Annotated in this window: 26 protein-coding genes; 7 read left to right on the top strand and 19 right to left on the bottom strand. The window is 61.2% G+C overall.

Translation table 11 applies throughout. The features are described 5' to 3' along the window. Window positions 1-105 precede the first annotated feature (105 nt). The 3 genes from ATO9_RS22055 to ATO9_RS22045 all read right to left on the bottom strand — a co-directional run bounded on the left by ATO9_RS22055 (window position 106) and on the right by ATO9_RS22045 (window position 1,878). Window positions 106-345 carry a hypothetical protein gene (locus ATO9_RS22055; protein ID WP_043754644.1) on the bottom strand — a complete coding sequence of 80 codons (240 nt, stop codon included), beginning with the start codon at window positions 343-345 and terminating at the stop codon, window positions 106-108. 161 nt (window positions 346-506) lie between these two features. Next, a complete protein-coding gene (locus ATO9_RS22050; RefSeq protein WP_043754643.1) occupies window positions 507-1,148 on the bottom strand; it encodes a hypothetical protein in 642 nt (213 codons plus the stop codon). Between the two features lie 10 nt (window positions 1,149-1,158). Further along, window positions 1,159-1,878 (bottom strand): ParA family protein, encoded by a 720-nt coding sequence (locus ATO9_RS22045; protein ID WP_043754641.1) that lies wholly within the window; start codon window positions 1,876-1,878, stop codon window positions 1,159-1,161. Between the two features lie 552 nt (window positions 1,879-2,430). Between ATO9_RS22045 and mobC the strand changes: the two genes are divergently transcribed. The 4 genes from mobC (at window position 2,431) to ATO9_RS22025 (ending at window position 8,275) form a co-directional block, all read left to right on the top strand. Next, window positions 2,431-3,018 (top strand): plasmid mobilization relaxosome protein MobC, encoded by a 588-nt coding sequence (gene mobC / locus ATO9_RS22040; protein WP_043754639.1) that lies wholly within the window; start codon window positions 2,431-2,433, stop codon window positions 3,016-3,018. Further along, complete coding sequence (locus ATO9_RS22035) at window positions 3,005-5,353, top strand: relaxase/mobilization nuclease domain-containing protein (RefSeq protein WP_043754638.1); 2,349 nt, start codon at window positions 3,005-3,007, stop codon at window positions 5,351-5,353. Before mobC ends, ATO9_RS22035 begins: the two co-directional genes overlap by 14 nt. Then, window positions 5,346-7,313, top strand: a complete 1,968-nt coding sequence (locus ATO9_RS22030) for a type IV secretory system conjugative DNA transfer family protein (protein ID WP_043754636.1) — start codon at window positions 5,346-5,348, stop codon at window positions 7,311-7,313. The genes ATO9_RS22035 and ATO9_RS22030 overlap by 8 nt, the downstream gene beginning before the upstream one ends. 119 nt (window positions 7,314-7,432) lie before the next feature. Beyond that, a complete protein-coding gene (locus ATO9_RS22025; protein WP_043754634.1) occupies window positions 7,433-8,275 on the top strand; it encodes a class I SAM-dependent methyltransferase in 843 nt (280 codons plus the stop codon). Between the two features lie 103 nt (window positions 8,276-8,378). Here ATO9_RS22025 and ATO9_RS22020 read toward each other — a convergent pair whose 3' ends face one another. From ATO9_RS22020 to ATO9_RS21955, 14 genes are read right to left on the bottom strand one after another with little or no spacing between them, the layout of a single operon-like run. After that, the gene (locus ATO9_RS22020) at window positions 8,379-9,404 is read right to left on the bottom strand and encodes a TrbL/VirB6 family protein (protein ID WP_043754632.1); all 1,026 of its coding nucleotides are present in this window, start codon (window positions 9,402-9,404) and stop codon (window positions 8,379-8,381) included. After that, window positions 9,404-9,823, bottom strand: coding sequence for a hypothetical protein (locus ATO9_RS22015; protein WP_043754630.1), 420 nt, complete (start codon window positions 9,821-9,823; stop codon window positions 9,404-9,406). Before ATO9_RS22015 ends, ATO9_RS22020 begins: the two co-directional genes overlap by 1 nt. Window positions 9,824-9,838: 15 nt before the next feature. Next, window positions 9,839-10,873: an ATPase, T2SS/T4P/T4SS family gene (locus tag ATO9_RS22010; protein ID WP_043754628.1), complete on the bottom strand. Its 1,035-nt coding sequence runs from the start codon at window positions 10,871-10,873 to the stop codon at window positions 9,839-9,841. A gap of 1 nt (window position 10,874) precedes the next feature. After that, entirely contained in the window at window positions 10,875-12,200 is a 1,326-nt protein-coding gene (locus tag ATO9_RS22005) for a TraB/TrbI/VirB10 family type IV secretion system protein (protein ID WP_043754626.1), read from the bottom strand. Then, entirely contained in the window at window positions 12,197-12,898 is a 702-nt protein-coding gene (locus ATO9_RS22000; protein WP_156127940.1) for a TrbG/VirB9 family P-type conjugative transfer protein, read from the bottom strand. The genes ATO9_RS22005 and ATO9_RS22000 overlap by 4 nt, the downstream gene beginning before the upstream one ends. Further along, window positions 12,895-13,542, bottom strand: coding sequence for a VirB8 family type IV secretion system protein (locus ATO9_RS21995; RefSeq protein ID WP_043754624.1), 648 nt, complete (start codon window positions 13,540-13,542; stop codon window positions 12,895-12,897). Before ATO9_RS21995 ends, ATO9_RS22000 begins: the two co-directional genes overlap by 4 nt. Window positions 13,543-13,556: 14 nt before the next feature. Further along, complete coding sequence (locus ATO9_RS21990; protein WP_043754623.1) at window positions 13,557-14,354, bottom strand: type IV secretion system protein; 798 nt, start codon at window positions 14,352-14,354, stop codon at window positions 13,557-13,559. Beyond that, complete coding sequence (locus ATO9_RS21985; protein ID WP_043754621.1) at window positions 14,351-15,517, bottom strand: lytic transglycosylase domain-containing protein; 1,167 nt, start codon at window positions 15,515-15,517, stop codon at window positions 14,351-14,353. Before ATO9_RS21985 ends, ATO9_RS21990 begins: the two co-directional genes overlap by 4 nt. A gap of 4 nt (window positions 15,518-15,521) precedes the next feature. Next, entirely contained in the window at window positions 15,522-15,737 is a 216-nt protein-coding gene (locus ATO9_RS21980) for a hypothetical protein (protein ID WP_028095514.1), read from the bottom strand. Further along, on the bottom strand, window positions 15,734-18,118 hold the full coding sequence (locus tag ATO9_RS21975) for a VirB4 family type IV secretion/conjugal transfer ATPase (RefSeq protein WP_043754615.1): 2,385 nt from the start codon (window positions 18,116-18,118) through the stop codon (window positions 15,734-15,736). The genes ATO9_RS21980 and ATO9_RS21975 overlap by 4 nt, the downstream gene beginning before the upstream one ends. After that, window positions 18,108-18,386: a VirB3 family type IV secretion system protein gene (locus ATO9_RS21970; RefSeq protein WP_009574151.1), complete on the bottom strand. Its 279-nt coding sequence runs from the start codon at window positions 18,384-18,386 to the stop codon at window positions 18,108-18,110. Before ATO9_RS21970 ends, ATO9_RS21975 begins: the two co-directional genes overlap by 11 nt. Window positions 18,387-18,395: 9 nt before the next feature. Beyond that, window positions 18,396-18,686, bottom strand: a complete 291-nt coding sequence (locus tag ATO9_RS21965; RefSeq protein WP_043754611.1) for a TrbC/VirB2 family protein — start codon at window positions 18,684-18,686, stop codon at window positions 18,396-18,398. Further along, entirely contained in the window at window positions 18,683-19,366 is a 684-nt protein-coding gene (locus tag ATO9_RS21960) for a lytic transglycosylase domain-containing protein (RefSeq protein ID WP_043754609.1), read from the bottom strand. Before ATO9_RS21960 ends, ATO9_RS21965 begins: the two co-directional genes overlap by 4 nt. Beyond that, on the bottom strand, window positions 19,323-19,649 hold the full coding sequence (locus tag ATO9_RS21955; protein ID WP_043754607.1) for a hypothetical protein: 327 nt from the start codon (window positions 19,647-19,649) through the stop codon (window positions 19,323-19,325). The genes ATO9_RS21960 and ATO9_RS21955 overlap by 44 nt, the downstream gene beginning before the upstream one ends. Window positions 19,650-19,894: 245 nt before the next feature. Between ATO9_RS21955 and ATO9_RS21950 the strand changes: the two genes are divergently transcribed. Continuing rightward, the gene (locus ATO9_RS21950) at window positions 19,895-20,122 is read left to right on the top strand and encodes a hypothetical protein (protein ID WP_043754655.1); all 228 of its coding nucleotides are present in this window, start codon (window positions 19,895-19,897) and stop codon (window positions 20,120-20,122) included. Window positions 20,123-20,136: 14 nt separating this feature from the next. On the opposite strand, the gene ATO9_RS21945 is transcribed toward ATO9_RS21950, so the two are convergent. Both ATO9_RS21945 and ATO9_RS21940 read right to left on the bottom strand, forming a co-directional pair. Further along, window positions 20,137-20,457 (bottom strand): type II toxin-antitoxin system RelE/ParE family toxin, encoded by a 321-nt coding sequence (locus tag ATO9_RS21945; RefSeq protein ID WP_043754605.1) that lies wholly within the window; start codon window positions 20,455-20,457, stop codon window positions 20,137-20,139. A gap of 5 nt (window positions 20,458-20,462) precedes the next feature. Beyond that, complete coding sequence (locus tag ATO9_RS21940; RefSeq protein ID WP_043754603.1) at window positions 20,463-20,705, bottom strand: type II toxin-antitoxin system ParD family antitoxin; 243 nt, start codon at window positions 20,703-20,705, stop codon at window positions 20,463-20,465. 530 nt (window positions 20,706-21,235) lie between these two features. Here ATO9_RS21940 and ATO9_RS25015 point away from each other — a divergent pair. Together ATO9_RS25015 and ATO9_RS21930 are read left to right on the top strand one after the other, a co-directional pair. After that, entirely contained in the window at window positions 21,236-21,832 is a 597-nt protein-coding gene (locus ATO9_RS25015; protein WP_420329724.1) for a hypothetical protein, read from the top strand. A gap of 236 nt (window positions 21,833-22,068) precedes the next feature. After that, window positions 22,069-22,911: a hypothetical protein gene (locus tag ATO9_RS21930; protein ID WP_043754599.1), complete on the top strand. Its 843-nt coding sequence runs from the start codon at window positions 22,069-22,071 to the stop codon at window positions 22,909-22,911. Window positions 22,912-22,983 lie beyond the last annotated feature (72 nt).

The raw sequence follows: 22,983 nt of genomic DNA, 5'->3' as shown, positions 1-22,983 counted from the left end.
TTTCTATAACTCATATCTAGACCACTTTCGAGGCATAAAAGTCAACTCTATCGCTCAAAGGACCTGCGGGACGGGATGACCCACAAACCGACGCGAGACCTTGAGCTAGGCCTTTTCAAGGTGCGTCAGATCTTGCTGACGCGGTCTGGGGGTCTTCGGATCGACTGGGTTCTGTTCCGTCGCTTGAATGAATGGTTCATAGCGAACGTCCGCCATAGCGCCGTCGAACCAGGCAGGCTGCACGTCGCCATTGTTCCATTGGTAAAGGTAGCCGACCAGATTTTCAGATGTCTTGCAGAGGATGCGCATGATCGGTTCGCCAGTCAGGCGGGGCTTCGTGTTCATAATGCGTTCCTCCTAAATGGACCTCGTAACTCGTCACCACTGAGGTCTGAAATTCCCTATGACGCTCATTAGCGCCACGCTTTCCGCAACTGCAAGGCGAGCTTCTGCCGGTGGGCGAAAATCCACCGGCGAAATGCAAGTTGTCTTTTCAGATAGGTACCTTACGGTGCGTGCGGTTCATGCGGCGATGCAGCGCGATCCGCAATTTCTTCCAAGATTTTGTCGATCGCGCCCCATATGCGTGGTTCCACCTGGCCGCGGATCAGGGCCCATTTACTCAAGACGTCGAGGGGGTCGTGGTCCCGGAGGAGGATACCCAGGCTGGCCGCATCGACTGCCAGAGATGTCCGGGCCTGCCACTGCGTGTTGCGAGTGCGTCGCTCCTCCGCGACTGGGGCGAAGACCGGCGACAGTTGCCAGCCTTTGATTGCACGGCGCAGGGCGGCACGCACCACATGTGCCGGCTCAACACCACAAATCTCCAGCGCTGCTTCCTGTCGTTCGAGTGCGTTGACCCTGATGTCGATCTTACGGGTCGGGCTCTTGGTCGCGGTCGATACGGGAGCACTCAGGCTGGTATGCAGGGCAGAGCTTTCCGCGGTGACTTGGTGCGGCGCCACGGCACCTTCCGGCGCACGCTCTGACTCGTGCCGATCAGCGTCAACGTCAGCGGATGGGGTGCCTGTCTTTGTTGCTGTGACCTGTGCCTCGTCTTCCTTCCCTGGAACCTCGCGGTCACCCTGTTGCAGGGTGGCGGCGTAGGCTGGGTCGGGCCTGGTGATGGTCGGGATCTTCTTGCGCAATCGACTGTCCTCACGCAGCAAGAATGTTGTTGAGGATGTCCGTCGCCTCCTCGAGCGCCTCGACGACATGACGTACATGTGGGCGCATCAGGGGATTCGGATCGGCTTGCTTTTCCAGTGCCAAGGCGTGGAGAAGCCCCTTCTGGTCCATCTCCTTGTAAGTGTTCCGTCGCATCATGACGGTCTCAATCACCGGAAATCGGGTGAGGGCTTCTTCAATCAGCGCAGCGTCAGCACGGGTTGTTTTCGGGTCGACCATGTTGAGAACAACGTGGTGGCGCGGAAGGCTGGAGGGATCGTCAACACGGGATTTCAGCTTCTCGAACCAATCAGCAGTCTGCGCGCCGACATCGAAATCAGACGTTGACAGCATGACGGGCGTCACAATGTGGTCCGCAAGCACCGCGATGCCGTCTGACCATTCGGCACCGACCCCTGCGGTATCGATGAAGATGAAGTCTGCTGTGCCTGCCATGTAGACCTGATCGATCTGGTCCTCGACACCCGCCACGCTTTCGACGGTGGCCGAGCAGAGAAGCGGCGAACTCAGCCCACCGGCTTCCGCCCGAGCATGCCATGCCCCGAGTACTCTCGTGCTGTCCGTGTCGATCAACATCACTCTGCGTCCGCCGGCGATCGCGGCGCTGATCAAGGCGCGCGAAAGCGTCGTTTTTCCACTGCCCCCTTTCCGGGCCATCGCTGCGATCACCACAAGATTTTCGTTCGGCATTCTGATCCTCCGCAAAAATAGTGATTCGAAACGATAATACCAAAATGGCGCTAAACGCATGAGGCGGAGGGGTCAAGCAGAAGTCGGGATGCGACCCGCGTTTGGCATGCAGCGGGCGGCGTTGTGCGATGACCGTGCGACGTCTGCCGTGGCGCCTTCAGCATTCGTCGCGGGGCACCACACACCCTCCAAATGTCGGGATGCGCTTGGCGATGTGCTGCGGATGGAATGCAGGTGACGGATAGCGCGCTCCAGACGACGGGAGGCAGTCTCCCGTATGTCGTTCTGCGGGTGACACGAGACGGTTAGCGCGCGGCAAAACCCGTCTTGCGGGGTGCAAGAGACGGGGCGCAAAAGACGCGATGCGCGATGCGGAGACCGCATCGCGTGGTGCAATGAGCGCGAAGCGCGATCCATTTGACAAAGGACGGGAAATCGCCCCTGCAGGGCGATTTTCTACATTGAGTACAAGCCCTTATGGCCGACTCCACTTGCGTTGGGAGTCGGCGGGCTTGTACGAAGTTGGCAAGAAATAGGAACGTTAACTTCAAAATGCCCCGCCGTCGCAGACTGTCAGAGATCGAGCGATCGACCATCGCCCAAGACCGCCGGAACGGCGTCTCCGCGGCGTCGTTGGCCGCGCACTACGATGTCAGCCTGAAGACGATCTACAACGTGGTGAACCACTGGGGTGAGCGTCAGACAGCGAACGGCAGCCGATCGCGGGTTGTGGGGATCCGGGTCTCGGACGACGACCTGCGCCGGTTCGACGCGGCGCTGTCGCGGCGCGGGATTGCGCACCGCTCGGATGCCATGCGCCGCCTGATGCTGGCGGCCGAAGGTGTCTTCCTGCCCGACGACGAGATGTGTGACGAGTTGCGCAGCCTCGGTGCCGCGCTCAACCGGGTCGGCAACAACGTGAACCAGATCGCGCGACGTCTGAACGAGGCCAAGGTGCGGGGCGAGAGACTGTCCTATCCGGCCTCAAGTCACCGTGACGTCCGCGCTCTTGCGGGCCTGGTCTTCGATCTGGCCGACCAGGTCCAGGAGATGTCGCGTGCGCGGCGCAGCCTGCTGGACCTTGAGATCAGCTCTGCCCTGGCGGGCCTCGCCGGGAGGGATGAGAATGGCGCGGAGTGACCGGGTCCGTGGCATCGACCCGGCGCTCTTTGACCGCGGCTGGAGCCGGGTTTCGGGATCCTGGCAGGGGCTTTCTAAGGGCGCGCAGATGGTTCGGGCCGCGCGCGGTTATTCGCCAGCGATCTTCAAGGCTATCTCGAAAGGGGGCTGCCACACCGGGGCGCAGCTAAGGGCGCAGCTCACATATCTCACGACAAAGTCGACCCACATCCTCGACAGCCGCGGCACGCATGACGGGAAGAAGCAGCTCTCGGAAGCCGAGATCAACCGCGTGGCGCGGCGGTTCGAGAACCAGTGGAGCGAGCGCTACAGCCCCAAACTTGGCCATACGTCGCATTTGCTGATGGCATTTCCGGTTGGAACGAGTGGCGACGAAGTGCGCGATATCACCCAGGCGGTCTGCGAGAAGTTCTTTCAAGGTGAGGGGTCGCAATTCGACTATATTGCTGCAATACACCAAGATCGCGCGCATCCACATGCGCATATCGTTCTGAACCGCCGCAGCAAGGATGGCGAAATGTTCTTTCTCGGGAAGGATCATCACTTCAACTACGACGCCCTTCGCGAGGCGATGGTCGAGGCGGCCCAAGTTCATGGGATCCGCCTTGAGTCGACGCGTCGTCTGGATCGCGGCGTCACGACCTACCGCGCCGAGATCGATGAAATCTACAAGGCTCGCGACGAAGGTCGTCCCCCAGTTGAGCGCCAGAGAACCGGCGCTGACCTGGCGGCCGCTCTGGAAACCGTCAGGCACAACGCGTTGATCTACCGCGGGCTGGCGGCGGAGGCGTCACGTTCGAATTTCGAAGACGTGGCCGAGGCGCTCGAGAGGGCCAGCACCATCCTTGCCAGTGGCGGTCAGATTCAATCTGACGGAGCCATCTACATGTCCCAAGACGAAGCAGCGTTCGACACGCTGATCACCGAGTTTTCTCAGAACATTCGCCAGATCGAGGCGGCGATCGACAGGGCGCCGGCGGCCGAGAGGCCGGTGATCGAGCGCAAGCTGACCGACGTTCTGGCCTCGGTCGCGCATTTGAACCCGCTCGGGGATCGCTCCGCCGCCTTGGTCGATGCTCCGTCCCGGGACGGCATCTATGCAAGGTCAAACGCAAGTGAAGATCACCTCGCGCGTCTTGACGATGGAGAGGTGGCACCAAAACTGGCCGAGGCGTTGCAAGGCACAGGCATCGATGCCGAGGCTGTGGCCGCGCGCCTGCGGGAGGGGGCAGGCAATGCCGCATTGGAACGCCAGTGGCTGGCACAGGATCTTCAGGCGATTGCCAAAGAAGGTGGCCTCGATCTGGAGAAATCTGCGGACCGGGAAGAAGCGCTCGACCGGCTGGAAGCCACGCATGTTCGGTTGGGCGATGTTCTGACCGATGTACGCGTCCTTCGCGCGCCAACCGAGGTCGACGAGGTGGACGACGCTGAGGAAGCACTTGGTGAGCGGTTGACGACACTTGGGGGTGATCTCGCGAAAGACGGATCCGACATCTTTGCCCCATCGGAGCGGCAGGCGTTCAGAGCGCTGGTGGCGCAGTTCCGCCGGACGGATTTCGATCATCCGTTCTCCGACGACCCGTCCGTCCGGCGGGCAGGTGCCGTGGAGGTGGAAGAGGCCCGCGCCGCGTTCGACGCTTACGCGCAGAAATCGCCGCAACATGCCGATCTGGCCTCAATGGCTTGGGAGCAGATGACTGACAGTCGAATGCCGCCGCAATATGCGGTATCGGAGCAGGACCGCACGCTGCATGCTGGCGACATGGACCTCGCCTTGCGGGATCCCTCGGATCACCTCGGTCCGATCACCGAAGAGCTCCGCACCCTCGCCCGCTATCGCACGGAGATGCCGGATGATGAATTCGGGCAGGCCGTTAGGGGCGAAATCAATCACCTTCGCTCGCTCGGCGCGTCGCGTGCCTATATCAGCGAACGCAGTTTCGAGATCGAGGACCAGGCGCGACAAGACTACGCCGAGCGCCGGTATCTGGAAGAGACAGCGCCAACCGTCATGGCCTTTGTGCGACACGCCGACGTCGAGGGCCCGCTCTCCGAGTCAGAGCAGCAGGACATCGTCCGGCAGGTCGACGAGCGACTGAGCCCCGACGCAATCGTCGCGCTGCGGGCCGGCAACGCAGAAGTCCTCGACAAGTTCACCGAGGATCCGCTGCGCCAGCTGGAACTCGCCAGGACCTATCTCCAGAGCAGCGAGGTCACTGCGCACGGCCCGGCGATGGAGCGTGTTCTCGATGCATTGGCCGAAGAGCAGATCGAGGCGCAGCGCGCGCGCCACGCCGCGACCGATGGCGAGAAGGGGATCACCCATGGATAAAGGCAAGATTGCCCTCGGAGTGTTGAGCCTCGTGCTGGTCGGCCTCGCCATGGGCTATGTCGTGGCGACCGGCTTTGTCATGTTCCGCTATGGGCTTTCACCCACGCGTTTCGACGTCACCCTGCTCGCCCGCGAATATCGGGGTCTGTCTCAGTCTGCACCGAAAGACTTCCTCTGGGTGAACCTCATCCTTGGCGGCTTCGGCCTGACATCGCTGATGCTGAGCGTCACGCTTCTGGGGGATGCATTGACTCGCTTCGGGACGACGCATTGGCAGACCCGCAGCGAGATGAAGAGGAACGGTTTCTTTGCCAAGCCCGGCGGCGGCTTCCTCCTGGGCAAGCTTGGCTCCCCGAAATCCAGGCGCCCGTTCCTTGTCTCAAAAACCTTCCCCCACGCGCTGATCGTGGCGCCTACAGGCCGCGGCAAGGGCGTGGGCTTCGTGATCCCGAACCTTCTGACCTACAATGGCTCGGCTGTGGTACTCGACGTGAAAGGCGAGAACTTCCGCGAGACCTCGCGCTTCCGCGCCAGCATGGGCGACAAGGTTTTCCGCTTCGCGCCGACCGACTGGGACCGACCGACACATCGCTATAATCCGCTGGCGCGCATTGCTGCCATGACCAACCCCGATCGGCAGCAGATGGAGCTGAAACTCACCGCCAAGCTCTTCCTGCAGACCGACAATGAAAAGCTGAGCGGGCTTCTGGCGGGCGGCATCGACCTCTTCGTCGCGGCCGGCCTTTTGGCCTTCGAGCGCGGCGTGCCGACCATCGGCGAGATCTACCGCATCACCGCCTCGGGCGGCGACAAGCAGAAGGAATATCTAAAGCGTTCGCAGGAGGTGAAGAACACCTCGGCCAAGCTGATCTTTGAGCGCATGGCCTCGACCAACAACGATACCCTCACTTCCTACCTCTCCCTCCTGATGACATCGGGTCTCGACACTTGGGACAACCGCGCGATCGACGCGGCCACCGCGACCTCTGACTTCTCATTCCGGGATATCCGCCGCCGCCCACATGCGATCTATCTCGTGGTCGAGTCAGAGATGATCCGACCGCTTGCCCCGCTGATCCGTCTCTTTTTCTCTGACCTGATCGCCTCGCTGCATGCGCAGGAACCCGGTGATGATGAGCCTTGGCCGGTCATGATCATGCTCGACGAGTTCGACCGGCTCGGGAAAATGCCAATCGTCGCCGAAAGCATAAAGACGCTGCGTTCCTTCGGCGGCAACCTCGCCATCGTGACCCAGACGATCCCGGCGCTGGACGAGATCTATGGTGAGAACACCCGCCGGTCCCTGCAGGGCGGCGCTGGCGTGAAGCTCTACCTCACCCCGTCCGAGCAGAAGACCATCGAGGAGCTGAGCCAGGCCGTTGGCAAGACGACCAAGCGCGTGGTGACCCGCTCCCGCGCGGTTGGGCGCAATCCGTTTGAGGGGCGCAGCGTCTCGGAGAGGACCGAGGACACCCCGCTCCTGACCGAAGATCAGGCCCGGCGCATGGATCTCGACGAGGTCATCCTTGTGATCGACGCGCAGATGCCAATCCGCGCAAGAAGGGTGAAGTATTTCGAGGACCCGGTGTTGAAGGTTCTGCACGCCGGTCAATCGGGAAGCTTCCCATATCCGGACGAGGACGGCCTTCGGCGGGACCGACAGATGTCCGAGACTCGCGAGACGGTCGAGAAGCTGAAGCAGGAGCTGCAGGAAGTGCGGGCGGCCGCAGGCGCAAATGGTTCTGGGATAGCGACCTCACCGGCAACGGCGGAGATTCCCGCATCGAATACGCAGAGTTCAGGGAAAGCCCGCGGCCGATCGGCTCGGGCTGCTGCGACAGGTGGTGGCCAGGGTCAGCTGTCACTTGATGTCGAGGGATTGGGGATCAGGGGTGCTAACCGGGCGGCGCTGGAATCCGCCGTTCAAACGACTAGGACGATAATTGCGGAGCATGGATGAATTTCTCAACTGCGGACCTTCGCGCAAGGCGCGGCGAATAACGGCTCCGAGCCCGGTCCGTAAAATGCTGTGCATGACATGAATGACTGCTAAGTTGGGAGAAACGGAGATCGCATTGCATGGACGCAAACAAGGCGCAGGCTGACTATTGGGCTTCTCCCGCAGGCCTGAAATGGCTTGAACACGAACATGCTCTGGATACCGCGATGTCCGGTATGTTGGACAAGATGCTCGATGCGGCCGACATAAGATCAACGGACCGCATCATCGACATAGGGTGTGGAACCGGAGCAAGCACTCTTGAAGCGGCTCAACGCGTTCCGGACGGAAAAGTGCTTGGTGTGGACATTTCCTCGGCCCTTCTTGAAAGGGCGGCCAGTAGGGCGAATGCAGAAGGAGCCCGAAACACCTCCTTCCTGTTGGCCGATGCTCAAACACATGACTTTTCAGCCCAGCCCTTCGACCTTCTGGTATCCCGATTAGGCATGAGTTTCTTTGCCGACACGGTTGCAGCCCTTAGAAATCTGTCCAATGCGCTGAAAGATCATGGAAAAATGGTCTTTGTTTGCTGGGCTTCTGTGGCCAAGAACCCTTGGTTTGAGATTCCAAAGCAAGCGGCGGAAGAAAGGCTGGGGGCTCTGCCGAAAGGGGATCCCAATGCACCCGGACCCAACGCATTCCAGGATTGTGATCGCGTGGCCGATCTGATGCTTCGGGCAGGCGTATCCGATGTCGAAGCCCGTCCCGTAGACATGGTGCTTACTCCCCCGGGCGGGGTTGCGGGTGCGGCACGGGCAGCCAGCAAGGTCGGCCCGGCAGCTCGCATCACGAAAGCCCACAAAGGAACCGAAGCCGACGAGTTGGCAATTGAAGGCGCCGTAAAGGTTGCTTTCGAGCAATTTGACGAGGGAGGTTCCGTCCGGGTTCCTGCCGTCGTTAATTTATTCACCTGTTCGCGTTGATTTCTGGACGAAAGTCGTCTTTCACGAACCCATACTCAACGGCAGCTTCGTCCCGCATTGTGGGCTTTGCCGAAGGCCTTGGCGAACGGCAGCTCATCGGCGTCTATCCTGTCAGCCGTTTTGCCCTCTCCGCTATCCGGACCACTTGGGCGCTTGCCGTCACCGCAACGTTCCGCACGGCGGCAGGGGCCTGCACCGCCCCTCGCCCGATCGCCTCGCCTGCTGTGAGCGCACCGATCCGCGACCTGCCCTTGACGCCGGCGGTGTTGAAGAGCCCCCGCATAAATCCCGTCGATCCCGCGACCACAGCGGGTGCTGCTGCCACCATCAGGTTCCCGGAAATGCCCCGCACGATCAGGGGAGTAGCCGCGACAAAGCCCTTGGCCAGGAAGACCATGACGAAGAATGGCACGAGCGAGCCAATGTTGGTCGCGGAATTCGGATCACCGATCTGGGCAAGGAGTGAGTTGGCCATGCCGACCACGGTCGAGAACATTGCTGCGATCACGATGGGGTAGAAGGCGTAGCTGATCGTGGTCGAAACCCACCTATGGAAGAAGTCCTTGGTCGCGTCGAAGAGCGACAGTGCGATCATGATCGGAGCAAGGCCGAGCATGAGGGTCAGCATCATCTTGGCGAATATGAGCACGATGCCGGTCATGAAGCCAAGAAGGCTCAACAGAACGAGCCCTATGCCGCCCAAGATCGCACCTGTCATCCAGTTCAGGTTGCTGCCGATGGCGTTCAAGTGTTGGCTGAACTCTGAAATGAGATCATCGAACTCGGCCGCGAAGTATGTGGCCCCCGCCCCTCCGCCGCCGACCGAGGAAATCAGGGCTCCAGCGACATAGTCGAGCCCGCCGATGATGGCATTCGCGACCGCGTTGAAGTTGGCCCAGTTGAAGGCGAAGAGCCCTATCAACATCAGCTTTATCAGGTACCAAAAGAAGCTGGCACCATCCATGTTGCGGAATTGGAAGGCCATATTAATGCAGACGCCGATCAGCGAAAGAGTGGCCATCAGCAGGACGATCGCGCCGACATTGCCTGCCACAGCCCCGAACTGGGACTCGGCCGCATCGACAAGGAACGCGTCTGCGGTTCCGACCATCCAACTGACGACACCCACTACCAGAACCCTTGCGCTTCGCAGATATCCTGCACTTCACGGGCGATCTGGTTTTGTTGGTCCCTGAGGGCTAACCGAGCTTGAGTATGTTCCGCCTGAGTACTTGTCGCAAAACGTTCTTCATATTCCGCCGAGGCAGCATCCCATGGTGGGAAGCGGATTTCACAGCCACAATCGCCTGATGACTTGATCGCCTGCCAAGAACGCAATTCATAGAGCCGCATCATGGTTCGAGTCTTGTAGGCTTCCCGCGGATTGATTTCGTCCATCCAGGTCGGGCGCGCCGGACGATCGTTGCAGATCCGGTATTGTTGCGGCGACATATCGACTGTGAGATCGTTTGAGACCTGAGGCGAAGTCTGCGCCACAAGGGGGCCCGCCAAGGCGGCAAGCATGAGTGCGAGAATTGGTTTTCGCATCTGGGGTGTTCCTTTCTACTCAGCGGCGACGGATGGGCTCTTGTTGCCTCTGCCGTCGACCGTGTCGAGGTTCGAATCTGTTGTTTGTCCGGGGAGGAAGAACTCGGTAATTCCGCGCGCGCCTTCATGGCGGCCTGCCTGAATGATCACGTCGATCGAGCCCTCAATATACTCGATCATGTCGGCATAGGTCATCGGCACATCGGTTTTCAGGGCGGCGATGGCGAGGCGGCGAACAGCAAGTTGTGGGGTCTCGGCATGCAGCGTGGTCAGCGATCCACCGTGGCCGGTGTTGATTGCCTCGAGAAACGTCATCGCCTCGCGCCCGCGGACTTCGCCCAGGACGATCCGGTCAGGTCGCATGCGAAGCGTTGAGGCCAAGAGCACATCGGCACTGCGGGCATCCGTGTCCCGGTCCGCGATCAACGTCACAACATTGGGCTGCTCGGGGCGCAGCTCGGCCGCCTCCTCGATGGTGATGATCCGCTCTTCGGGCGGGATCAGCGAAAGGATCTTGCGCGCCGCGACCGTCTTGCCGGTCGATGTACCGCCCGAGACGATCATGTTGAGCTTGTTCTCGACGCAGAAGCGCAGCGCGGCGTCGATGTCGCCGGAGGCAACCACATTGCGCAGCGCGGCGTTTCGTTCGCGCCGCAGACCCTCAAGGCTGCGTTCCTTGCCGAAAAGGAATCCGAGTTTGATCTTCTCAAGCGGCAGGGAGGAGAAGAACCTAAGAGAAATCGAGAAACCGCCCTCGACTGCCGGCGGCTGGATCACCTGCGCGCGGATCGGGCGATCACGATACAGGATCGAGACCGAGACGATTGGCTTCTTGGTGCTGAGCGTGGTCGAGGCGGCGGAGGCGATCTGGTTGCCGAGGTCCTTGATCTCGGTCTGGCTCAGCGGGCTGCCGAGACCTCGCATGAAGTGGTCGCCCTGGAATTCGCCCCAGACTTGTCCGTCAGGATTGATGCAAATCTCGATCGTGTCGTCGCGCAGGATATCGGGGCCGAAACGGTCGAGCGACGCTTCCAGATAACTTGCAGCCATGTCAGAAAATCTCGAGGTCACGATCGACCATGACCGTGATCCTTGTACCCTGGTCGACATGTATCACTGGCCGGATCGCCAGATAGTCCTGCATCACGCTTTGCGTACTATCGCGCAGGTCGGTGCCGACATCACTCGCAACATCGGCCGCCGCATCGCTGTCTATTTGACCCGCTGCGGCCGCAGGCAGGGCGCCGATCAAGGAGATCAGCGCGGCGGAGCCGAAGCGTTGCGCGAAACGGGTGTCGACAAACCCGGTGGTGCCAGTCCGGCCGAGTTCGTCTCCACCGAAGGCGCTGATCTGCACGGTTTGATTATCGGGCAAGATGATCCGATCCCATGCCACCATGACGCGCGATTGGGCGAGTGCGACATCGGAGCGGTAGCGCCCGATCAGCCGTGCGCCGCGCGGGATCAGGATACGCGTTCCATCGAAAGAATGGACGTCTTCCGAGACGATGGCGCGGATCGCGCCGGGCAGTGTGCTGTCGAGGGCCGTCTCTGTCACAGCCTGAATCATGGTGCCCTGAACAACCGTGTTCGATGGGTTCACGATCACTTCGGCACGTTTCACCTGTGCAGGTTGCGCGCCCGAACGAACAAAGGCTTCATCTGCATTCAGACGTGCGGCTTCCAGCGTATTCTCCCTATCCGCACCTGCGCCCATCCCGGAGAAGGCGATCATAGGAGACGCGATACGCTCTGCGCGGGCCTCGGCTTCGGCTGCGCGCCGCCTTTCGAGTTCGGCCAGCCGCAATTCTTCTTCACTTGGTCCCAATGAGGTCGGCTCTGGTGGCGCAAGCCTTGAAAGTTCCAAGTCCATTCGGAGCTGATCCAATTCGCGATCCCGCTCGGTCAGCTGCCGCTCGAGGGCACGCTGCGCCTCGGCGGATGCTTCCTGTAAGGTGGCAATTTGCGCCGTCAGGTCCGCAATAGCCTGCTCCGCCCCGCTATCCGCGGCCTCGGCCGGTCTTGCGCGCAGTTCCTCGAGTTCCGCTCTCAATGTCGCAAGACTTTCCATCAGCGCGAGTTCCGACTCGCTCGGACCTGTGTCCGCAGGCGGGGCTTGGCGGGGCTCCGGGGCAGAAATCGGCGCCAGATCTCCGAATCCGGGGCCGCTGCTCTGAAACTCTTCCGGCGCGGCGGTCGCCATGGGTGCTTCTGCCGACGGCTGCAGGGCGGCCCAGGCCAGACCACCTGCTGCCGCGATGCCGACGACTCCAAGGATCGCAGCAAGCGGCGCAGGCCGCCTGTTTGCTTTGGTTTTGCCTGTCGAACCTTCGAGAGCCGCGAGGCGCGCGGCGAGGTCTTCCGAACCTTCGGTCATGATGTGGCCTGCCCCGCGTCCTGGACGCAAACCACCTCTTCGCCAAGGCGAAGAACCCATTGTCGGTTAACGCCGGACACGCGGATTACGCCGTCGCTCAGGGCCTGGCTGTTCACCGCGCGTTCCCTGCCGTTCGAATATCGGAAGATGGCGGGCACCGGAGCGTTCCGTGCAAACCGGAAATACGTGAAGGTACCATCATCCCAGATGGCCGTCGGCGTGAACTCTTCTCGGGCGCTGACCGCATAGTTCGCGTTCGGCGCATCGGCCGCAACCGCCCTGGTGGGTTGCACGCGATTTTCAGGATAGCGGAACTGCACGACATAATGCGGCGTCTCCCGGGCTTCGACGACATGAAAGTAGTAGGAGCGGCGGTTGGTGTAGACGGTGATGTTGGTGGCGACGCCAGATGCTGTCGGCTTGATGGCGAAGGCACGGCCACCCGGGACACCGTCGAATTGAAACCCGACCGTATCGCCGGCGATGATCGAGCGGATGGTTTCACCCTCACCGAATTCGACTGTGGTGACGCGGGTCAAAGTCGTGACGACACGGTAAACCTGGCCTTCAGTCCAGGTCGCCACGCGCACGCGATTGTCGTGCGAGCCTGGGCGGGGCGTGGTCTCGGCCAAGGCAGTCGTTCCCGCGAGCGCGAGAAATCCGGCAGCCAACAGCGTAGTGATTGCAGTGTGAGTCATTCGGAACGGTCCGATCGGATGGCATATTGGGTGACGGTGAAACCGAAAGGGTTTTGCCAGACGTCGTCGATCGCGCGGGTCCGCTCCGGCCGGAATTCGAACATCAACGTGGCAGTGAACGATCCATCTTGTACCCCTTGTGGGCTTGTCAGACGCTTTCTGAGCCGGACCTGGGCGCGGTTTTCGCCAATAAGGGTGATCGAGGCGATCTCAACGGCCATCTCGGCGGCAGCTCCGTATCGCGTCGGCGGATAGCTCTCCTGCCCAGAAGTCCACATGGCGCGCATGCTGGCCTCGGCTGCCCCGGAAGACTGTGACAGGACACGGCGAACACGAAGATCGTTGTCGAGCTGGTTGTAAGTCTCGCGGTCGAGAAGGTAGCGGTAGATTTGAGCTTCGATCACGGCTGGCCGTTCGGCAAGGGACACGGTTTCAACCGTGGCATTGGGGAGCGCCATCCCGGTCGCTGGATCGTAGGGCACAACCACGGGAGGCGGCGTCTCGACCATCAGCGCGACAGCCGCAGCCGTCAAACAGCCGAATACGCCAAAGCCTGCCCCGGAAAGGCCGATCATCCGCCAAAGCTGTTCCCGACGCAGGGCACCGTAGACAAGTTCCTCTTCCACGAGTTCGCGCGCGCTCATCACCCCTGCCCCACTCACGGCTCAAGATCCGGCAAGGTGAAGTCCATGTAGCGGCGCTCTTCGGCAACGGTGGCGGCGTCAACCACGCCTGCATTGCCTGCGCCGAGGGTTTGGATCGCTTCCAGCTCCCACATCCGGGTCATGGCGATGGCGAGTTCCGCCGTGACGCGAGTGTTATGATCCATCGAGGCTTTGAGATCCTCCATGTCCGGGATCATCTCGACCAGACGTTCCACCCGTTCGAGAGACTGTTCCGCCTCTGCGTGGCTGTTCTGCGCCGCTGCCGACATCACAGCCCCTGTGGTTGCCCGCGTGGCCACGCCTTCAGCGCCCGGATTGCCACTGGTGGCGATTTCGCGGAGTGAATCTTCGTCGAACCCGGCGCTTGCCAGCGCCTGTTCCATCTGCGTGCGCATGGGCCCGGCATTGGGCCCGATAAGAGCGCTCCAATCGCCCGCCTGGATGCCTCGGATCAGACTGGGGATGTCTTCGAAGTTGGCTTGAAGCAAGGTGTCGAGGTCCCCGCCCATGGCGAGCCCGAGGATGCTGCGCGGCCCGGTGAGCGAGGCATACATCTCGTTCAGCTGATCGAGCTGGCTTTGCAGCATGTCCAGTTGCTCCAACGCATTGTCCAGAAGATCGGTCTGGATCCCGAAATCCTGCAGCATCTGCTGAAGCTGGCGGATTTCCTGGGCAATGTTCTGGGTGTCCACCGTGGGCACACCCTGTGCCGCGGCAGGTCCGGTGACATTGAGGGCAAGCGCGAGAGCGATGCTACCGGCGAAAAGGGAACGGGGCAGGCGCAGGTTCAACGCAAATCCTCCTGACTGAAATCCATGAATTGCCGCTCGGCAGCTTGCGCTGCCGCTAAGGCGATCTGCTCGGTGCTGAGTGGCTCGGTTCGGGCGGCCTTGATCCGGGTCCGGATTGCGACCAGCCGGGCCAGTTCGGCCCGGGCATAGGTATTAAGCGCGATGGCCTCGTGGAGATCTTCTGTTTCACCAATGCGGGTGATGATATCCTGAACCCGCAGGGCGGCGGCACGGACAGAGACCAGCGAATAGTCGCCATAGACGCCTGCGCCGTGGGCCGAGAGGCTGAAACTCGCGTTGGCGAGGAGCACAGGGTCGATGGTGCCGAGCGCATCGATGCCGCCTACGGCCGCGAGGTAGCTGTTGTACTGCTGCGGGATCACCACGACATAGTGCTGGGTTTCCGCGAAGGGCGGCACACCGCCATAATCCTGCACATTGCCCGGCCCGGCGTTATAGGCGGCGAGCGCATGGATAATGTTGCCATCGAACATGTTCAGCATTTGTGCGAGGTATCGCGCACCGCCGGTGACCTGCAGATAGGGATCGTCGTAATAGGCCGGGTAGATCCCGAGATCGCCCGCGGTACCGGGCATGATCTGGGTAAGTCCGAAGGCCCCCACGGGTGAGCGTGCCCCGATCTGGAAACGGCTTTCCTGCCAGATCAGCGCCTGCAGAAGGCAGCGCCATTGCACGAGCGAAAGGCCCGCGCGGCCGACTCCGGGCAGACTATGGGTGTCGCGTGCTGCGCGGATGATCAGCTCCTCGATCCCTTCCCGGGCATCGCCAAACATCCGCGCCGCCGCTGGATTGGTGTCCTCGGGCGCATAGAGGCTGGCGGCGGCGCTCTCGACGTCATCAACCGCCCCCTGCCCCGCCTCAAGTCCGGCGACGGTACCAGCCACATCGCCCGAGCCGAGGGACATGGCATCCATCAGCCCTTCGAGGGAGGCGAGTTGCTGGCGCTCGATTTCGGCCAGTTCCTCCTCGCGGCTTAGCCGGTCTTGCTGCAGTGCCAGGTCCCGATCGGTCTGCTCAAGGATGGCCTGCCGCTCTGCGAAGAGGCGCAGATCGAAGGTTGGCACGACCTGAGCGACCGCTGGCCCCGCCGTGGGACCTGCCAGTGCAAAGCCGATCATCGAGAGAGGAAGCCAGGTCCGCATTGGCTCAGCCGCCCGCCCCCAAGAGGACGAAATCGCAGGCCGTGTCGCGGCGCGTGACCTCCGCCCCCATGGTCGAGATCGTGGCGGTGGCGGTTCCTGCCTGCGCAGGAGCCTCGCGAAAATTGAAGCAGTTGGCTTGCGGGGGGTTATGCTGTGCACAGGCTGTCAGGGTCAGGCCGAGCCCGAGCAGCACGACGCTGCGAATGATGGTACGGGTCAAGTCACTCTCCAGAAATCAGGACGGTCGCGATAATCGGCGCCGGCAAGCGCTTCGCCTTTCTCCATTCCGCCAAGGATGGTCACGAGCGGGCCGAGCGCTCTGAGATCGGCATCGATCACGACGGAACCACGGTCGTCGCGTACAAGCGCGAGCCGCGAGGCCGAGCCGACGCCCAGAAGCACGTCGAGCTCTTTCTCGGTCAGGCCGAGCATCGCGTAGTCAGCGGCGGACGCACGAATGTTGGGCAAGAGCACCTGCGTCGGCACCGCTTCCACGATGGTCTTGCCGGTGCGCGTGCGCTCGAGTTGGCTGGCATATTGCGTCATCATCACGACGACGGCGTTCTGCTTGCGGGCGGTCACCAGCCAGTTGCTGAGTCGCTCCGCAAAGTAGGCGTTGTCGAGGGCTTTCCATGCCTCGTCGATGACGATGATGGTGGGCTTGCGGTCCTCGATCACCCGCTCGACCCGGCGGAAGAGGTAGGACAGGACCGCCATGCGTTCCCGCTCGCTCTCGGAATCGAGGATGCCGGTGAGGTCAAAGCCCGCGACGTCTCCATCGATGCTGAAACTGTCCTCCGCATTGGCCCCGAAGATCCAGCCGTAGCGACCCTCGGCCGTCCATTCCTGCATACGCTCGAAGAGATCGCCCTCGTCATCGGTCGAGACCAGCAGCGAGGCGAAATCCGACCAGTTTCGTAGGCCCGCATGTCCTGCGCTCGCGTTCTGGCGTACGACCTCCTGCAGTCGGTTGGTCTGCACCGGGGTCAGAGGCCGGTCGCGGCGCTCGAGAAGACTTGCAAGCCAGTCGGCAAGCCAGGCCTGCCCGCGGGCGTCGATCTCGGTTTGCAGCGGGTTCAGACCCGTGGGTCGCCCTGCCCGCACCGTCGAATAGCTGCCGCCAAGCGCGCGGACCGCCATTTCCATCCCGGCGCGGTAGTCGAAAACGAAAAGCCGCGCACCTGCGCGCCGGGCCATGGTCATCAGGAATGCTGCCAGCACGGATTTGCCCGAGCCGGGACGGCCGAGGATCAGCGTGTGGCCACCCGTGGGTTCGCGATCCGGCGCGCCCTGTTCGTGGAAGTTGAAGCGAAAACCACTGCGCTCGGGTGTCGGAAAGAGCGTGATCGGCACGCCCCAGGGGACTTCCCGCCCTGTCTTTCCGAGCGGGGTGCGGTGGAAGGTAGCGAGATCGGCGAAGTTGTGGTTCGTGATTGCGGCCTTGCGGCTTCGCGCCCCGGTATTGCCGGGATGCTGCGCCATGAAATGCGCCCGGGCCCCGAAGGCTTCCGAAATCAGGTTGATGCCAGAGGTCGCAGAGATGTTGCGGACCTCGGCCGCGATGTCGTCGAGGGCGGCTTGGGTCCGCGCATAGACCGCCACGGTCATGTGATGCTCGCCGAAGATCAGGCGTTTCGATTCCAGATCGTCTTGGGCGAGTTCCAGTTCCTGGGCGAGACTGACGGCTCCGTCATTGGCGGCCTGCATGAGCCGCAGCTGCCGCTTGATCCGGCCCGCCATGATGTTGGCGTTGATCGGCACAAAAGAGTGCGTGACCACCATGTCGACGGGCAGATTCAGCTCGTCGAGCATCAGGCTGTCCGTCTTGGCCGGGTAGTTCTTCACCGCAAAGATCGCCCCTAGCTTGTCGCCGACGGCACCGTCCGAGAGTGCGATGGTCGTGCCGCGGAAGGTGACGCGCGTATTGGCTACGTCCTCGGCAATCACACCTAGGCGCGACAGGGGGAAGAGCGGGTGCTCCTCGCCCGTGTTGAGTGAACCGAGGAAGCCCAGAAGCTCGCCGGTGCTTGCAGCCAGCAGGCGAGGCGTCAGCTCATCGAAGGAGGACAGCAGAAACCCCACAACCTCGTCGAGCTTGCGCAAGCGGCGGGTGGTGTCGGCCGCATGTCGCGAGCGAGACGCCCCAAGTCCGAACGGCAAGCGACTGCCGGTCTCTGGTCGCTTCAGCACCGTCAGGGTCAATGTCTTGTCGCGCAAGCCCGCGCGGCCGAGATGCGCGTGCCATCGTTTGTCGACGGCGGCAGCAAACCCTTCGCCCGGAATGGGCGGCAGGGTCACATCGACCGCTTTCGACACCTTGTGCAGGTAGAAGGAGAACTCGGTCCCCACCTGCGCGACGATGCCTGCCAGGAGCCTGCCGATCCGGTCGAGATGCCCGTCCTCGCTCGTGGTGCTGTTCACCCCTTCCAGGCGGATGCACTGCATCAGTTCGTTGCCGCGTGTCCGGATCGTTCGGTCGTTCACGAGGCTCACATAAGGCAGCATCATTGAGAGCCGCTTCTCGCCCTTGACCCATGAGGGTAGCGCAGTCAGCGGATCGATGGCGTTCTCAACCTCATCGGCAAGTCCATCACGGGGCATAGCTGTCGCCTCCGTGCAGCTTGCGGTTCGTCGTGGGCGGGGTTTCCTGCAAGGTGATCACCAGGACATCGAGGAAGTTCGGATCCCAGTCTGCGGCCTTCCAGAGCGCCGGCCAGGCTAGCCCCGCGAACACAGCCACCACCCAGCTCTGCACCCAGAGGAACAGCAGCGTCGAGCCGAAGAGCCAGACCATGGCGTACATGATCGGCAAGCCCATCAGCTTGGGTGGCCTGAGAAGACCGATGAACACGCGGGACTGGTCAGCCATGGATGGAACTCAGGTGGTCCAGATGGCGGCGACGATGGTAGGTGCTGCGGCGATGCCGGCGATTGCAACCACGACCCAGAGCGCCTGACGGAAATCGAGGATGCCAAAGAGCCAGGAAAGGAACACCCCGATCAGCGCGAGCGTGCCAATCACGATCCCCAAGGGACCGGTGATCGCATCGACAATTCCTTGAAGCAGGGTCTGTACCGGCGAGAGGTCAATGCTCTGTGCAAGCGCTGGACTCGCCAGCACGATAAGGGCCATCGCGCCGAGCGCGACGATCGAAGGTCTCGGTGTCATGAAAGATCTCCTCTGAGCCGCTCAAACACGGCGGTCACACGGGCCACATGCCCTTGGGTTTCGCGAATAGGGGGGATGCCGCCGTGGCGTGTGACCGCCTCTGGGCCGGCGTTGTAGGCCGCAAGGGCCAGAGAACCCTCGCCGAACTGGTCGAGCATCATCAGCAGATAGCGGGCTGATCCGTCGAGGTTCTGCGCAATGTCATGTGGGTCCACTCCGAGATCGCGGGCGGTATCCGGCATAAGCTGCCCAAGGCCTATGGCACCGACTGGGCTACGCGCTGCAGGATTGTATGCGCTCTCGACTTCGATGTTGGCTCGGTAAAGGAGCGCCCAATCAGTGACGGAAAGCCCTGCGCGACGCAGCGCACCATGCCCGGCATAGCGTAGAGCCGTGGTCTCGATGGCTTGGAGGATTTCTGGGGTGGCGCGGGCGGCAGATGGAGCCGGGATCGCTGTCTCGATAGTGGCGTCAGGAACGCGAGGTTCTGCGAAGAGAAAAAGGCGCCCGTTTGCCTCTTGAGAAGAGGAAATCAATTGGCCGTCTGGGCGGACCTGGAAGATGAAACCGTCGGCCAGGGCCGGGGGCGCGGAACAAACGCCTGTACCCAAAGCAACGACGAGCGCAGTCGCGCAGTCAGCTGCCTTTGACCGGAGGCGCGGCGTGGCGCTCGCGGCCACCTTCTTCAAGTGGGATGCTAGCGGTCGTACAGCCCATGTCAGCCAGGAAGCTGACAAGACCAACGATGGTTTTAAAGTCGCGGAGCTTGAGGACGCTTCGGCTGGTGACGAGCATTTTGTCGTCACGCCCATCAGTGGCGATGGCGCGGATGACCCACGAGCCGTACCAGCTGTTATGGCGCTTCTCTGCTCTCTCCTTGCAGACCACCTCAATGAGGTAGCCCTCGGCGAGCAAGCCGCGCAGTCCGTCTTCTGTAACCACATTCGGGGCTTCTTCTATCATGGCCTTCCCTTGGGTCCTTGTTCTGCCTGGGTGCAGTATCAGGCCCACGGGGTCGCAACACCGTGAGCGATACAAAACAACATTAATGATAGCAAGACAATAATAACGTGTTGACGAAGTTCGCCTTGCTCCGATAACGGTGATAGCCGACACAATGATAATCTTAAAGGCGGCAAAGGAGTTTTGCCCTGCGCTTGTTTATTGCGCGCAACGCACCGTTGCTGTTCGCGTTCCTGCTTGGAAGCATGCCGATAGCCGCAGCAGCAGATTGCGTACCTCCCGAACGACCGTTCTTGCCTCAGTCGCAAGAAGACATGCGTGCCTACGCCGATCTGCTGCGTTCTGATTTCGAGGGCTACATTGCCGACATTCAGGAATATTTCCGCTGTCTTGATGCCGAACGCCAACGGGCGTTTCAGGAGGCGCGCGAGGTCAGTGAAGACTATGGAAGACTGGTCGAGCTATTGGACTGAGCAAACGCATGGGCTTAACCGCCGTCGAGATCCTCGTAGTAGAGGAGCGCGGGCATGTTGCGGCGCTGATGCACGATGCGTAGGATGACTGCCGCGCCATCCGCCGCATCGAGCCGCTTGTAGAAGATCACGTGACGCTGGCAATTGACGGACCGCATCCCCGGGACAAAGAGACTCCTGTCTCGGCCCGCGTCGGGATCCCCAGTGATCCGCTCGAAGGCGGTGACCAACTGGCGGTAATAGACGAGCCATTGGTCCCTGCCCCATGTTTCGACGGTGTAGGTGCGTATCTCTTCAAGGTCGGACTTGGCCTGTCCGGAAAGCCGAATCGTCATTCGGGTCAGCGATCAAACGCATCCGGTTCGAAGGCTTGGGCATCGAACTCGGCGAAATCCCCATTCTCGGCCTGGGTGGCTGCCATCTCGAGATCGGCCTTGAGGGCATAGAACTGCCGCGCGCCATCCTTCTCCATCAACATCCTTACGCCGGCGCGCACGACTTCGCTCAGATTGGCGTAGGCGCCGGACTCGATCTGTGCCTGCACATATTTCTGCATCGGTTCGGTCAGGTGGACGTTTGGCATCAGACTCTCCTATCCATGCTCAATCGTATCAGATACTGCCATAAATCTTCAAGCGCATGTTCGATCCCAACATAGGCCACAACATAGGATCGTTGCTCCACCCGCCCTTCCGTTCCCGGATTCCAGCCGTGGAACCAAGCCCTACAGTTTTCCGACACTGCCCTTCCTGGGACCATGGGCGCTGCGACACGCCGTTTGACGGGCTCATGCGGTCTGTTCTTCCGTGACCGCTTTCGTGGCCGCATGGAAACACCACATTTTCCTTTTTTCGCAAATGTTTGTTTGGCATCTAACGTGAAATGAAGCCGCAATTTTGGCCGCTTTCAAGACGCCACAAGAGCCCAAACCGGCGTCAGATCTTGGAAGCTGTCTCGCGACACAAGCGAACAATCGCAGGTCACCATCAATCAAATCTCCTTGCCATCATTAATGTTGTTTCGTATCGCTGCACCATTATAGATGGAGTCGGCATCATGAAGCACGTGATCCACGGCGTGGCCACGGCCACAGCAATAAGCATATCCGGACTAATGGCCTCGTCAGCACCGGCTCAGGCCTATCAGGTGGACTGTGCGATCCTCCTCTGCCTTGCGGGCGGCTGGCCTGCCTCCGCGCCCTGCGCACATGCTAGAGCGGTCTTCATTCGGCGGATCACACCATGGCCGATCGAGCCACCCTTACAAATCTGGCGGTGTCCGATGGGTGTGTCGTTAAACGATCCCAGTCCGATGTCGCCCATGGAACGCCTTTATGAGATCACGTTCCGCGATCCGCCCGAACCGCAGGAATCGACTCCGATACCCCTTGTTCGCGTCCAAGCGGATGAACAAGCCGACATCGACATCTCAGGCGACGCCTTTGACTTTGTTCGGAGCATTCGCGTGTATCACATCCAGTACCGGCAGCACGAAAACCGAGATGGTGACTGCAATCGCAGCGACTCCACGCGGTTGGGGTCCTACGGAGTGCAAGGCGATTACCGATGGACAAGATCCAACGTGGGCCAAGTGCCGGCCGCATCCGGCCTGAGCATGCCGAATGGATGCGGCAGCTACTTCTACCGCTCCGTCTTCGTCGACTGGCGTGATCACGCCGGGAACTATGGTTCTGAAGAAGTTCGCTACTGACAAAATCTGCACGCGGTCTTGCCGCGCGCGTCCTCACAACCCCGCACGAAAGGCTGTGCAAAACCCCCAAAAAGGAGACGACGCCAGACCGTGAAGCCTGACGCCGTGCAAGAAAACTCCGTGAACAAGAGTTTCCTAGCGCACGGCTAAGACACCTGCAACCAGCAAAGTTGTTTTGCTGGCAAGAATGTTGTTGTCTCACGACATGGCGTCGGATCTCCAAGGAGACCTCGACCATGGAACCTACGACCGGCCTGATCCTGCGACGGATCACGCAGACAAATCTTTCTGTTGCAGCGCACAAGCTGGCCACCCTCATCCTTGATGCCATCGCCTGGAAGGACGGCTACAACGGTTTGTCGCGCGGAACGGCAGCCTTCACCCTCTCTGCTCTGGCGGAGAAGATGGGTGTCTCACGACAATATCTTTCAGTTCTTTTGAGCGAACTTGAGACGTCGGAGTTGCAGCTCGAGCGGGCGAAGCCGAATGGCAAGTTCGCGCCTTGGATCTTTCGGTTTTCCGCCTTCGACGAGGAGAGTAAAACCCATGATCTCGTGTCAGGTGAAGGTGACACATCACTATCTAGAGATAATAATAACAAAACTATCTTCTCAGGACTGATCGACATCACCGCGAGTTCGCACGTTTTTCAGACCAGTTGGGCAGAGCTCATCAAAGCAGCGAAGGCCACGCTGCCCTGCTGGAACGTTGACACCCAGGTCATCTGGGATCGCTTCCTCGCCTTCAACCGGTCCCGAGGCAACGGGAAGGTGCCGGCCGGCTTCCTGCTTGGCTTCATGCGCCGATGGCGGAATTCGCCGGGGACTCCGCCTCGTCCCGAGGTGAAATCATCGCAGAAACGGGTACCAGACCCCAAAGAGCGCGAATTGCTGAGACAGATGCAAGCCGCCCCGACTGCGAACCGCCAGTTCCATGCGTCCGACCTGTGTCGTTTGATCGGTCACGCTGCCTACGAAGCGCGGGTCCTGGATGTAATCCGCCAGTTTGGGTGTCAGAGGTTTTCAGCGACGTTGGCAGTGCACGGACGAGCGGTGTTAGCAGGGGAAATTTCCAGGTAGCTTCGCTTGCCAGGCGTTGGAGCCGGGGAAACCCGGCGTGTGAACGTCAAGATCCGATAGTGAAGTTTATGT

The sequence above is a fragment of the Pseudooceanicola atlanticus genome, assembly GCF_000768315.1.
GTDB classification, from domain to species: Bacteria; Pseudomonadota; Alphaproteobacteria; order Rhodobacterales; family Rhodobacteraceae; genus Pseudooceanicola; species Pseudooceanicola atlanticus.
The sequence above is the reverse complement of the archived record's forward strand: the minus strand, read 5'-3'. Positions and strand labels throughout refer to the sequence as shown.